Here is a 12101-nt window from a genome sequence, read left to right on the forward strand (position 1 = left end):
GGGCGCATGACGGCCGATCGGCTGTCAGCCGTTCGGGGGTCGCTCCCGGCTCAGCGGACCGGGTGGCCCGCCCGGCGCAGGGTCTCCTTGATGTCGCCGATCTTGAGCTGGCCGAAGTGCAGCACGCTGGCGGCGAGCACCGCGTCGGCCCCGGCCTCGACGGCCGGTGGGAAGTGCGCGAGGTCGCCCGCGCCGCCACTGGCGATCACCGGCAGCGAGACCACCGCGCGGACCGCGCGCAGCATCTCGATGTCGTAGCCGGCCTTGGTGCCGTCGCCGTCCATCGAGTTGAGCAGGATCTCCCCCGCGCCCAGCTCCTCGCCGCGCCTGGCCCACTCCACGGCGTCGATGCCGGTGCCGCGCCGCCCGCCGTGCGTGGTCACCTCGAAGCCGCTCGGCGTCGGCGGCCCGTCCACCACCCGCCGGGCGTCGACCGACAGCACCACGCACTGCGCGCCGAACCGGCGGGAGGCCTCGGTCAGCAGCTCGGGCCGGGCCACGGCCGCGGTGTTGAGCGCGACCTTGTCCGCGCCCGCCCGCAGCAGCCGGTCCACGTCGGCCACGGCGCGGACGCCGCCGCCCACGGTGAGCGGGATGAAGACCTGCTCCGCGGTCCGGCGGACCACGTCGAACATCGTCTCCCGCTCCCCCGACGAGGCCGTGATATCGAGGAACGTCAGCTCGTCGGCGCCTTCGGCGTCATAGCGCGCGGCCAGTTCGACGGGGTCTCCGGCGTCGCGCAGGCCGGTGAAGTTGACCCCCTTGACCACCCGTCCGGCATCGACGTCCAGGCAGGGGATCACGCGTACCGCGACGCTCACCCGGCCACTCCTTCCCGTTCGTCCGTCACCCAGCGTACCCGGCGCGCCACGTCAGGCGGCGACCGCGGCGAGGGCCTCGGGAAGCGTGAACGCCCGCGCGTACAGCGCCTTGCCGACGATCGCGCCCTCCACCCCGTCGGGGACCAGCGAGGACAGCACCCGCAGGTCGTCGAGCGAGGAGACGCCGCCGCTGGCGATCACCGGCCGGTCGGTGCGCGCGCACACCTGGCGCAGCAGCTCGACGTTGGGGCCGCGCAGCGTGCCGTCCTTGGTGACGTCGGTGACCACGTAGCGGGAGCAGCCCTCCGACTCCAGCCGGTCCAGTACCTCCCACAGGTCACCGCCCTCGCGGGTCCAGCCGCGGGCGGCCAGGGTGGTGCCGCGGACGTCGAGGCCGACCGCCACCCGGTCGCCATACTCGGCAATGATCTTGGCGCACCAGACGGGGTCCTCCAGCGCGGCGGTGCCGACGTTGACCCTGCGGCACCCGGTGGCGAGGGCCGCGGCCAGGGACTCGTCATCCCTGATCCCGCCGGACAGCTCGACCTGGACGTCCAGCGCGCCCACCACGGAGGCCAGCAGCTCGCGGTTGGAGCCCCGCCCGAAGGCCGCGTCGAGGTCGACCAGGTGGACCCACTCCGCCCCGGCCTCCTGCCAGGCCAGCGCGGCGGCGAGCGGATCACCGTAGGACGTCTCCGTCCCGGCCTCGCCCTGCACCAGGCGCACGGCCTGGCCGTCCGCTACATCTACGGCGGGCAGCAGCACCAGCGACGACATTATGTTCACGACCTCCGGTCGAAGACGAGGGTGACGAGCACCGGGACGATCAGCAACGACAGCACCAGGACGCCCAGCCGGGCCGCCCAGGCGGAAAACAGCAGCCAGGCGAGCACCTGGACGATCAGGAAGAGCGCCAGGAACACCGCGTTCTGGGCGCGCTGGCGGCGGGCGAGCAGACCGCCCTGCCTGACCACCCGCACCCGGCGGGGCAGCGCGGCCAGCAGCCTGCCGCGCCGCTCCCGGCGGCGGGCCAGCCTGGCCTCCCGCTGGGCGCGCACCGCGGCCTGCCGTTCGCGCTCGGCCTCCCGCTCGGCCCGGCGCCTGGCCCGTTCCTTGCTCACGCTCGCCTCATCGCACGCTCAGCCGAGCGAACCGACCCAGTTGGCCAGGAGCGCCGCCCCGGCGTCTCCCGACTTCTCCGGGTGGAACTGGGTGGCGGAAAGCGGGCCGTTCTCGGCCGCGGCGACGAACGGCTCGCCGTGCCGGGACCAGGTCACCAGCGGGTCGGCGAACCCCGGCCCGGCGGCCAGCTCCCAGTGCCGCACGCCGTAGGAGTGGACGAAGTAGAACCGGGTGTCGGCGGGCAGCCCGGCGAACAGCACCGAACCCTCGGGCGCGGTCACGGTGTTCCAGCCCATGTGCGGCAGGATCGGCGCGGACAGGCGCTCCACCGTGCCGGGCCACTCGCCACAGCCCTTGGTGTGCACGCCGTGCTCGACGCCCTCCTCGAACAGGATCTGCATGCCGACGCAGATGCCCAGCACCGGACGCCCGGCCGCCAGCCGCCGGGCGACCAGCCGGTCGCCCTGCACGCCGGTCAGGCCCGCCATGCACGCGGCGAACGCGCCGACGCCCGGCACCACCAGGCCGTCGGCGTTGAGCGCCGCGTCGTAGTCGGCCGTGACCGTCACCTTCGCGCCGGCCCGGGCCAGCGCGCGCTCGGCCGAGCGCAGGTTGCCCGAGCCGTAGTCGAGGACGACGACGTCCTTCACCACCACAGCACCCCCGCCGTGATCGCCAGGGCCGCGCCGACGCCGAGCACCACGGCGAAGAGCCTCATGCCCTGCTTGAAGAAGGAGACGACCCCGCCGATCAGGAACAGCCCGACGAACATCATCACCGCGGCGGTCCAGTTGTTCGTCACAGGACGCCCTTGGTGCTGGGCACCCCGGTGGCCCGCGGGTCGCGCTCCGACGCCTCGCGCAGGGCCCTGGCCAGCGCCTTGAACTGGGCCTCCACGATGTGGTGGGCGTTGCGGCCGTAGGGGACGTGGACGTGCAGGCAGATCGCCGCCTGGGCCACCAGGGACTCCAGGATGTGCCTGGTCATGGTGGTGTCGTAGTCGCGGCCGATGATCGGGGCCATGCCCGCCGGCTCGTTGTGGACCAGGTAGGGCCGGCCCGACAGGTCGACGGTGACCTGGGCCAGCGACTCGTCCAGCGGGCACGACGCACTACCGAACCGCCGGATGCCGGACTTGTCGCCCAGCGCCTCGCGGAACGCCGCGCCCAGCGCCAGCGCGGTGTCCTCCATCGTGTGGTGGGAGTCGATGTGCAGGTCGCCCTCGGTCTTCACGGTCAGGTCGAACAGCCCGTGCTTGCCGAGCTGCGCGAGCATGTGGTCGAAGAACCCCACCCCGGTCGCGACATCGACCCGCCCGGTGCCGTCCAGGCCGACCTCGACCAGCACCGAGGTCTCCTTGGTCGTGCGCTCCACCCGGCCGAACCTCATGCAGCCCCCTCCATCACGGCGCCTTCCATGGCGGCCCGGAAGGCCGCCATCTCCTCACCCGTCCCGATCGAAACCCGCAGCCACTCCGGCGGCCCCAGCTCGCGGACCAGCACTCCGCGGGCCAGCAGCGCCTCCCAGACCGCGCGCCGGTCGGGAAACCGCCCAAACAGCACGAAGTTGGCGTCGGAGTCGGCCGCGGTCAGGCCCTTGCCGCGCAGCCAGGCCACCGTCGCGTCACGCTCGGCGCGCAACCGGTCGACCGTGCCCAGCAACTCCGCGCGGTGGGCCAGCGCGACCAGCGCCGCCGCCTGCGTCAACGACGACAAATGGTACGGCAGGCGGACCAGCAGCAGCGCCTCGATCACCGCCGGGTGCGCGGCCAGGTAGCCCAGCCGGGTGCCGGCCATCGCGAACGCCTTGGACATCGTGCGCGTCACGATCAGCCGCGGGTTGCCGGGCAGCAGCGTCAGCGCCGACGGCGTGCCGGTACGGGCGAACTCGAAGTACGCCTCGTCGACCACCACCATGCCGGGCGCGGCGGCGGCCACCCGCTCGATCACCGGAAGCGGCAGCGCGGTGCCGGTGGGGTTGTTGGGCGAGGTGAGGAACACCACGTCCGGCCGGTGCTCCTCGATCGCGGCCACCGCCTTGCCGGCGTCGATGCCGAAGTCGTCCTCACGGGCGGCGGAGATCCACTCGGTCGCGGTGCCCCTGGTCAGGATGGGGTGCATCGAGTAGGACGGCTCGAAGCCCAGCGCCGTGCGCCCCGGCCCGCCGAACGCCTGAAGGATCTGCTGGATCACCTCGTTGGACCCGTTGGCCGCCCACACCCGGTCGCCGGACAGGCCGTGCCCGAGAAACCCCGCGAGCCCGGCGCGCAGCTCCACCGCGTCGCGGTCGGGGTAGCGGTTGAGGCCGACCGCCTGCTCGCGCACCGCCCGGGCCAGGTCGTCGGCCAGCTCCGGCGACGGCGGGTAGGGGTTTTCGTTGGTGTTGAGCCGGACCGGCACCTCGATCTGCGGCGCGCCGTACGGTGAGCGGCCACGCAGATCCTCACGGATCGGCAGGTCGGAAAGCGAGGTCACGAGGGCAGCTCCCAGTCGAACCTGGCGCGGATCGCGGCGCCGTGGGCGGGCAGGTCTTCGGTGTCGGCCAGCGTGCACACATGGGCCGCCGCCTCGGCCAGCGCCTCGCGCTCGTACTCCACAACGTGGATGCCGCGCAGGAACGACTGGACCGACAGGCCCGAGGAGTGGCAGGCGCACCCGCCGGTGGGCAGCACGTGGTTGGAGCCGGCCAGGTAGTCGCCCAGCGAGACCGGGGAGTAGGGGCCGATGAAGATCGCCCCAGCGTTGCGCACGCGGGCGGCGACCGCGGCGGCGTCGGCGGTCTGGATCTCCAGGTGCTCGGCGGCGTAGGCGTCGACCACCGCGATGCCGTCGTCGATGCCCGAGACGAGCACGATGCCGGACTGCCGGCCGGACAGGGCCTCGGTGACGCGCTCGGCGTGCCGCGTCGCGGCGACCTGCGCGGGCAGCTCCTTCTCCACCTGGGCGGCCAGATCTTCGTCATCGGTGACCAGCACCGCGGCGGCGATCACGTCGTGCTCGGCCTGGCTGATCAGATCGGCGGCGACGTGGACCGGGTCGGCGGTGCGGTCGGCGAGGATGGCGATCTCGGTGGGGCCGGCCTCCGAATCGATGCCGATCCGGCCCTTGAGCAGCCGCTTGGCCGCCGCGACCCAGATGCTCCCCGGGCCGGTGACCATGGTGGCCGCCGGGCACTCCTGCGTGCCGTACGCGAACATGGCGACCGCCTGGGCGCCGCCCACGGCGTAGACCTCGTCGACGCCGAGCAGCGCGCACGCGGCCAGGATCGACGGGTGCGGCAGGCCGCCGAACGCGGCCTGCGCCGGGCTGGTGACCGCCAGGGAGCCGACCCCGGCCTCCTGGGCGGGCACGACGTTCATGACCACGCTGGACGGGTAGACCGCCCGGCCGCCCGGAACGTAGAGGCCGACCCGCTCGACCGGCACCCAGCGCTCGGTGACCGTGCCGCCGGGCACCACCTGGGTGGTGACATCGGTCCGCCGCTGGGCGCGGTGGACCAGCCGGGCGCGGCGGACGGACTCCTCAAGGGCCGCGCGGACCTTGGGGTCGAGGGCGGCCAGCGCGTCGGCCAGGGCCTGGACGGGGACGCGCGTGGAGGTCAGCTCCACGCCCTCGAAGCGCGCGGTGAGCTCCCGGATCGCGGCCACGCCACGATGACGCACGTCATCGCAGATCGGCCGCACCTTGGCAAGGGCGGCCTCGACGTCGAGCTCGGCGCGGGGCAGCACGGCGCGGAGGTCTCTCGGGAGCCCCCCGCGCAAATCGATACGGGAAATCACCTCACCAGTTTACGGAGTGCGCAAGACGAAACTCGTTCTGTCCACCTGATGGACACCCGTCCCTCGGCCTTTACAAAGTAGATCTTTGGTCTTCCCCTAGGCTCTCCCTGTGGGCAGGAGCAAGAGCAAGGGCGGGCAGGGAACCCCGGCCACCGTGGCGCTGACACAGGCCAAGGCCGATTTCACCCTGCACCCGTACGAGCACGACAGCGGCGCTCAGGCGTACGGCGAGGAGGCCGCCGACGCGCTCGGCGTGCCGTACGAGCGGATCTTCAAGACGCTGGTCGCGGAGGTGGACGACGGCCTGGCGGTCGCCGTGGTGCCGGTGGCGGGCAAGCTGGACCTCAAGGCGTTCGCGGCGGCGCTCGGCGGCAAGCGCGCGGCCATGGCCGAGTCCGGCAAGGTCGAGCGGGTCACCGGATACGTGGTGGGCGGCATCAGCCCGCTCGGCCAGCGCAGGAGGCTGCCCACGGTGATCGACTCCTCGGCGCTCGCGTTCGAGACGGTCTACTTCTCCGCGGGGCGCAGGGGCCTGCAGATCGAGACCGCCCCGTCCGTGCTCGTCGAGCTGACCGGGGGTGTCACCGCCGCCATCGCCAAGGCGGCCTGAGCCCGCCATGAGCAGCGACACCGGACTTTGCGACCTCACCGCCGTCGAGGCGGCCCGGCTGGTACGCGAGCGCCACATCACCGCGGCCGAGCTGGTGGAGTCGTGCCTGCGCCGGATCGAGCGGGTCAACGGCACGGTCAACGCCATCGTCACGCTGGTGGCCGACCAGGCGCTGGCCGAGGCCGCCAAGGCCGACGCCGACCTCGCGGCCGGTCACCTGCGCGGGCCCCTGCACGGGCTGCCGGTCGCGCACAAGGACCTGGTGGACACCGCGGGCATCCGCACCACCTACGGTTCACGTCTGTACGAGGACCACGTGCCCGACCGGGACGCGGTGATCGTACGGCGGATGCGCGCGGCCGGCGCGATCACCGTGGGCAAGACCAACACCCCCGAGTTCGGCACCGGCTCGCACACCGTCAACGCGGTGTTCGGCGCCACCCGCAACCCCTACGACACGGCCAGGAGCGCGGGCGGCAGCAGCGGCGGCGCGGCGGCGGCGCTGGCCACCGGCATGGTCCCGCTCGCCGACGGCTCCGACATGGGCGGCTCGCTGCGCAACCCGGCCTCGTTCTGCAACGTGACCGGGCTGCGGCCGACCCCCGGCCTGGTCCCCTCCCCCGCCGCGGCCACCGCCGCCTGGTACACCCTGGGCGTCAGCGGCCCGATGGCACGGACGGTCGGCGACCTCGCCCTGCTGCTCGGCGTGATCGCCGGGTTCGACCAGTCCTCGCCGCTGACCCTGCCCGGCGACGGGTCGGAGTTCGCGGCCCTGTCCACCGGGCTGTCCACCGCGCCGCCGGACGGCCTGGCCGGCCTGCGGGTGGCCTGGAGCCCCGACCTGGGCGGGCTTCCGGTGGACCCGGACACGGCGGCGATCACCGCGCGGGCGCCCGCGGTCTTCGAGCGGCTGGGCGCGCGGGTCGAACGGGTCGACCTCGACCTTTCCGCCGCCGACGACGCCTTCCGGATCTACCGGGCGTGGTACTACGCGCTCGCCTACGGGGAGCTGCCGCAGTCGGAGCTGGCCGAGAACGTGCGCTGGAACGTCACGGCCGGGCGCGCGCTGACCGCGGCCGACGTGGCCAGGGCCGAACGGCTGCGCACCGGCCTGTTCCGCAGGATGAGCGCCTTCTGGGCGAACTACGACCTGCTGATCGCCCCGGTCAGCCAGGTGCCGCCGTTCCCGGTGGAGCAGCCGCACGTGGCGGTGGTGGCGGGGGTGCCGATGCCGGACTACCTGGCGTGGATGCGGTCGGCGTACTGGATCAGCGTGCTGCACGCGCCGGCGGCGTCGGTGCCGTGCGGGTTCACGCCCGGCGGGCTGCCGGTGGGGGTGCAACTCGTGGGCCGCCCGTACGGCGACGCGGGGGTGCTGCGGGCGGCGGCGGCGTTCGAGGCCGCCACCGGGCACGCGGCCCGCCGCCCGCCACTGCTCGGCTGACCGGACCACCGCGCCCGGCCGCAGGGGCCTACAGGGGCGGCGGAGGGGGCAGCGGGGGCTCGTCGTCGCGGTAGAGGCCGAGGCCCAGGAGCAGGCCGTACAGGCCGACGGCCAGCAGCGGGCAGGCGACCAGCACGCCGGGCGCGGTCAGCTCCAGCGCCCCCGGCACGGCGGGCCCGCCCGCGACCGGCGCCGCGACGTGCGCGGTGCCGAGGTTGACCACGCCGCCGATCCAGCGGGCCAGGAACGCGGCCACCAGCCCGCCGCCCGCGAGCCCCGCCAGCACGGACGGCGAACGCCCCCGCGAGAACACGAACCCCGCCAGCCCCACCGCGAGCCCCACCGCGCCGGTGATCACCGCGAACCACCCGTCGGCGGCGACGAGAGCCTGCGTGGACGGATCGGCGAGGGCCGGTCCGCCGTCCAGCGCGACGTACGGCGCGCGCGGCGCGACCAGCGACCAGACCACCCCCGCCGCGACACCCAGCACGGCCAGCACGAGCACGGTTCCGGCGAAGTCCCGCAACTCCCGCAAGGAGGGCCCCCTTTTGGTTGGATTCCTCCGATGCTACAGAAGCCCGCCGACGGTCACGGGGCCCACGAGAGCCGCTTCGCTAGGCTTTGGCCCGTGAACGAAGAAGAGGTCTGGCTGATCGAGCCCTCCGGGCCGCTGCGGGGCGACGTGGAGGTCCGGGGGTCCAAGAACGCCGTGTCCAAGCACATGGTCGCGGCGATGCTCGGCACGGGGGAGAGCACGATCCAGAACGCGCCCGAGGTCGGCGAGGTGGAGATCACCGCGGCGATGCTCCGGGCGCTCGGGATGAACGTGGAGATCACCCAACGCGAGATCGCCATCTCGCAGGGCCCGGTCATCCAGCCGCAGGTCCCGGCGGCGTTCACCGGTCTCAACCGGATTCCGATCCTGATGCTGGGGCCGTTGCTGCATCTGGCGGGCGAGGCGTTCGTACCGCTGGTCGGCGGCGACCCGATCGGCCGCCGGCCGGTCAACTTCCACGTCGAGGCGCTGCGCGCGATGGGCGCCGAGATCGAGGTCGGCGACAGCGGGATCACCGCCAAGGCCAAGGCGCTGCACGGCACCCGGATCGAGCTGCCCTACCCGAGCGTCGGCGCCACCGAGACGATCTTGATGTCGGCGGTGCGCGCCGAGGGCAAGACGGTGCTCAAGGGCGCGGCGATGGAGCCCGAGGTCGTGGAGCTGGCGCTGTTCCTGCAGCGGATGGGGGCGCGCATCGAGCTGAGTCCCGACCGCAGGATCGTGATCGAGGGCGTGCCGAGCCTGCGCGGCGCCTCCACCTGGCTGGCCGGCGACCGCATCGAGGCGTTCTCCTACCTGGTGGCCGGGCTGATCACCGGCGGCCAGGTGCGGGTCCACGGCTGTCCCCAGGACCGCCTGGTCACCGCGATCACCACGCTCGCCCGGATGGGCGCGCAGGTCGACATCACCGATGACTGGCTGTCGGCGTCGGCCCCCGACGGGCTGCGCCAGGCGGCCGTGCAGACCGACACCCACCCGGGGTTCATGACCGACTGGCAGACCCCGCTGATGGTGCTGTTCACCCAGAGCCACGGCATGTCCGTGCTGCACGAGACGGTCTTCGAAAACCGCCTGGTCTACGTGCCGGCGCTACAGAAGATGGGCTGCGAGATCGAGGTGTTCGACGTGTGCCTGGGCGGGCCCGCCTGCCGGTACCACGACACCAATGCCAAGCACTCCGCCGTGGTGCGCGGGGTGTCCAAGCTGCGCGGCGCGGACGTACGGCTGCCCGACATCCGCGCCGGGTTCTCCGCGGTGCTGGCCGCCGCCGCGGCGGAGGGCACCTCCACGCTGCGCGGGGTCCACCACATCGAGCGGGGCTACCACCGGCCGTTCGAGCAGTTCGCCTCGCTCGGGCTGAAGATCAGCAGGGAAATGGCCCCGGTGAAGTGAAGCGCGAGGTAAAGATTCCGGCGGGCGGCGTTTGACACTGATCGGCTGGTTGCACCTACCCTGACGTGAGGTCGGGGAAGGCCGCGCGGAAGCGGCGGGACGGGGCGCCGGCCGCCGGGCAGGGGGCGCTCGCCAAGCTGGCGATGGCGGGCGCGCTGGGCGGGCTGCTCGCCGCCGCGCTGGCGCTGCCCGTGGTGGGCGGGGCGGGGGTCGCGGCCAAACAGGTCTCGGCCACCTTCACCGAGCTGCCGGCCGCGCCGCGCGAGGTGCCGCTGGCCCAGCACACGCGCCTGCTGGACGCCCGGGGCCGGCAGTTCGCCCAGTTCTACTTCCAAAACCGCACCACGGTGCCGCTGTCGCGGGTGGCGCCGGTGATGCGGCAGGCCATCGTGGCCATCGAGGACGCCAGGTTCTACGAGCACGGCGGGCTCGACGTCCGGGGCACGCTGCGGGCGCTGATCACCAACACCCAGGCGGGCGGCATCCGGCAGGGCGGCTCCTCACTCACCCAGCAGCTCGTGAAGAACATCTTGGTGGAGGCCGCGGAGTCGGAGCAGGAGCGGCAGCGGGCGCGGGCGCCGAGCCTGCGCCGGAAGATCAGCGAGCTGCGGTACGCGCTGGCGCTGGAGAAGAAGTACACCAAGGACGAGATCCTGGAGCGCTACCTCAACATCACCTACTTCGGAGCGGGCGCGTTCGGAGTGGAGGCGGCGGCCCGGCGGTTCTTCTCCACCACGGCCGACCGGCTGACGCTGGGGCAGGCGGCGACGCTGGCGGGGGCGGTGCGCCGGCCGTACGAGACGGACCCGGCGCTCGGGACGACCCGCAGGCAGCGCCTGCGGGAACGCCGTGACCTGGTGCTGGACCGGATGGCCGGGCTCGGCATGATCACCGCGGCGCGGGCCGCGGAGGCGCGGCGGGAGGCGCTCGGCATCAGGCTGCGCCCCGAGCCGGGCGGCTGCTCGGAAAGCTCCTCGCCCTATTTCTGCCTGTATGTACAGAAAGAGCTGCTGGCCAATCCCGCGTTCGGGCACACCAGGGCCGAGCGCCAGCGCCGCCTGATGCACGGCGGGATCGTGCTGCGCACCACCTTGGACCCGCGCGTCCAGCGCGCCGCGGAGAAGGCGATCTCGGCGCAGGTGAACCCCGCCGACGCCCAGGTCGCGGCCGAGGCAATGATCGAGCCGGGCACCGGCATGATCCGCGCGCTGGCGGCCAGCAAGCGCTACGGCCGCAATCCGCGCAACAGCAAGCACGGCGACCACACCACCTACAACCTGCCGGCGGACATCGCGCACGGCGGCGGGCAGGGGCTCCAGGCGGGTTCGACGTTCAAGGTGTTCACGCTGGCCACCGCGCTGGCCGAGGGCTGGCGGTTCGACGAGGGCTTCGACACACCCGGGTCGTTCGTCGCCGGGTACGGCTACCGCGACTGTCACGGCAACCCGGTCAACGACCCCGGCACCGTGATCCACAACGCGAGCGGCGAGGGCGAGGGCGGCCCGCACAGCATCTCCACCGGCACCTGGAAGTCGGTGAACATCTTCTACATGATGCTGGAGCAGAAGGTCGGGCTGTGCGATGTGGTGCGGACCGCCCGCAGGTTCGGCGTCAAGCGCGCCGACGGGACGCCGCTGCGCGAGGTGCCGACGTTCACGCTCGGCGTCAACGAGGTCGACCCGGTGACGGTCGCCGCGGCCTTCGCCGCCTTCGGCGCCAGGGGCAGGTACTGCCGGCCGATGGCGATCGTCGAGATCGCCGAGCCGGGCGGGCGGGCCACCCGCGTACCGCCGGACTGCTCCCAGGCCATCGAGCCCGACGTCGCCGACGCGGTCTCCCACGTACTGCGCGGCGTCTTCCACAAGGGCACCATGCGCGGCCAGGACATCGGCCGCGACGCGGCGGGCAAGACCGGCACCAACAACGGCTACACCTCGGCGTGGTTCGCCGGGTACACCCCGGACCTGGCGGCGGCGGTCAGCGTGGGCGACATCCGGGGCTCCTACCGCTACCCGCTGCGCGGGGTGACCATCGGCGGCACCCACTACGGCAGCGTGCAGGGGGCGTCGCTGCCCGGGCCCATCTGGGTGGACTCCATGTCCCGCGCGCTGCGCGACACCTCGCCCACCCCCTTCCGCCGGCCGGACATGTCGCGCTTCGGCGGCGGGCACACCCCCGGCCTGGAGGAGGCGGAGGCCGGACGCGGTGAGGGGCGGCACCACCGCGGCGAGGGCCGCCGGTGGCGACGCCACTTCCGCGACGGCCACCACCGGTTCCGCGACGGCCACCGGCACCGCCACCGCCGCCACGCCAGGATGATCGACCGCTGGCTGAACCTGCCCTGGGGCCGCTGACCCCGCCGCGCGGGCCGGAAGAAG

13 protein-coding genes are annotated in these 12101 nt (G+C 73.5%); 4 read left to right on the plus strand and 9 right to left on the minus strand.

Annotated elements, in window-relative coordinates; genetic code table 11:
- Positions 1–50 precede the first annotated feature (50 nt).
- Genes hisF through hisD form a run of 8 tightly spaced genes read right to left on the minus strand, consistent with a single transcriptional unit; the run spans position 51 to position 5721 of the window.
- Complete coding sequence (hisF, locus tag ACH34R_RS01000) at positions 51–821, minus strand: imidazole glycerol phosphate synthase subunit HisF (protein WP_397559379.1); 771 nt, start codon at positions 819–821, stop codon at positions 51–53.
- A 51-nt stretch (positions 822–872) separates the two neighbouring features.
- Complete coding sequence (gene priA / locus ACH34R_RS01005) at positions 873–1598, minus strand: bifunctional 1-(5-phosphoribosyl)-5-((5-phosphoribosylamino)methylideneamino)imidazole-4-carboxamide isomerase/phosphoribosylanthranilate isomerase PriA (RefSeq protein ID WP_111170893.1); 726 nt, start codon at positions 1596–1598, stop codon at positions 873–875.
- A 5-nt stretch (positions 1599–1603) separates the two neighbouring features.
- Positions 1604–1942, minus strand: a complete 339-nt coding sequence (locus tag ACH34R_RS01010; RefSeq protein ID WP_397559380.1) for a hypothetical protein — start codon at positions 1940–1942, stop codon at positions 1604–1606.
- An 18-nt stretch (positions 1943–1960) separates the two neighbouring features.
- On the minus strand, positions 1961–2596 hold the full coding sequence (gene hisH, locus ACH34R_RS01015) for an imidazole glycerol phosphate synthase subunit HisH (RefSeq protein WP_397559381.1): 636 nt from the start codon (positions 2594–2596) through the stop codon (positions 1961–1963).
- Positions 2590–2745, minus strand: a complete 156-nt coding sequence (locus ACH34R_RS01020) for a hypothetical protein (protein WP_397559382.1) — start codon at positions 2743–2745, stop codon at positions 2590–2592. The genes hisH and ACH34R_RS01020 overlap by 7 nt, the downstream gene beginning before the upstream one ends.
- Positions 2742–3332, minus strand: coding sequence for an imidazoleglycerol-phosphate dehydratase HisB (gene hisB, locus ACH34R_RS01025; RefSeq protein ID WP_397559383.1), 591 nt, complete (start codon positions 3330–3332; stop codon positions 2742–2744). Before hisB ends, ACH34R_RS01020 begins: the two co-directional genes overlap by 4 nt.
- Positions 3329–4417, minus strand: a complete 1089-nt coding sequence (locus ACH34R_RS01030) for a histidinol-phosphate transaminase (RefSeq protein ID WP_397559384.1) — start codon at positions 4415–4417, stop codon at positions 3329–3331. The genes hisB and ACH34R_RS01030 overlap by 4 nt, the downstream gene beginning before the upstream one ends.
- Entirely contained in the window at positions 4414–5721 is a 1308-nt protein-coding gene (gene hisD, locus ACH34R_RS01035; protein ID WP_397559385.1) for a histidinol dehydrogenase, read from the minus strand. The genes ACH34R_RS01030 and hisD overlap by 4 nt, the downstream gene beginning before the upstream one ends.
- A 109-nt stretch (positions 5722–5830) precedes the next feature.
- Here hisD and ybaK point away from each other — a divergent pair, with 109 nt between their 5' ends.
- Both ybaK and ACH34R_RS01045 read left to right on the plus strand, forming a co-directional pair.
- Positions 5831–6331, plus strand: coding sequence for a Cys-tRNA(Pro) deacylase (gene ybaK / locus ACH34R_RS01040; protein ID WP_397559386.1), 501 nt, complete (start codon positions 5831–5833; stop codon positions 6329–6331).
- 7 nt (positions 6332–6338) lie between these two features.
- Positions 6339–7775 carry an amidase gene (locus tag ACH34R_RS01045; protein WP_397559387.1) on the plus strand — a complete coding sequence of 479 codons (1437 nt, stop codon included), beginning with the start codon at positions 6339–6341 and terminating at the stop codon, positions 7773–7775.
- A 28-nt stretch (positions 7776–7803) separates the two neighbouring features.
- On the opposite strand, the gene ACH34R_RS01050 is transcribed toward ACH34R_RS01045, so the two are convergent.
- Positions 7804–8310, minus strand: coding sequence for a hypothetical protein (locus ACH34R_RS01050; protein WP_397559388.1), 507 nt, complete (start codon positions 8308–8310; stop codon positions 7804–7806).
- A 93-nt stretch (positions 8311–8403) separates the two neighbouring features.
- On the opposite strand from ACH34R_RS01050, the gene murA reads away from it, so the two are divergent.
- Both murA and ACH34R_RS01060 read left to right on the plus strand, forming a co-directional pair.
- Positions 8404–9723: a UDP-N-acetylglucosamine 1-carboxyvinyltransferase gene (murA, locus tag ACH34R_RS01055; RefSeq protein WP_397559389.1), complete on the plus strand. Its 1320-nt coding sequence runs from the start codon at positions 8404–8406 to the stop codon at positions 9721–9723.
- A 65-nt stretch (positions 9724–9788) separates the two neighbouring features.
- A complete protein-coding gene (locus ACH34R_RS01060; protein WP_397559390.1) occupies positions 9789–12077 on the plus strand; it encodes a transglycosylase domain-containing protein in 2289 nt (762 codons plus the stop codon).
- Positions 12078–12101 lie beyond the last annotated feature (24 nt).

The organism is Spongiactinospora sp. 9N601 (assembly GCF_044326295.1).
GTDB classification, from domain to species: Bacteria; Actinomycetota; Actinomycetes; order Streptosporangiales; family Streptosporangiaceae; genus Spongiactinospora; species Spongiactinospora gelatinilytica.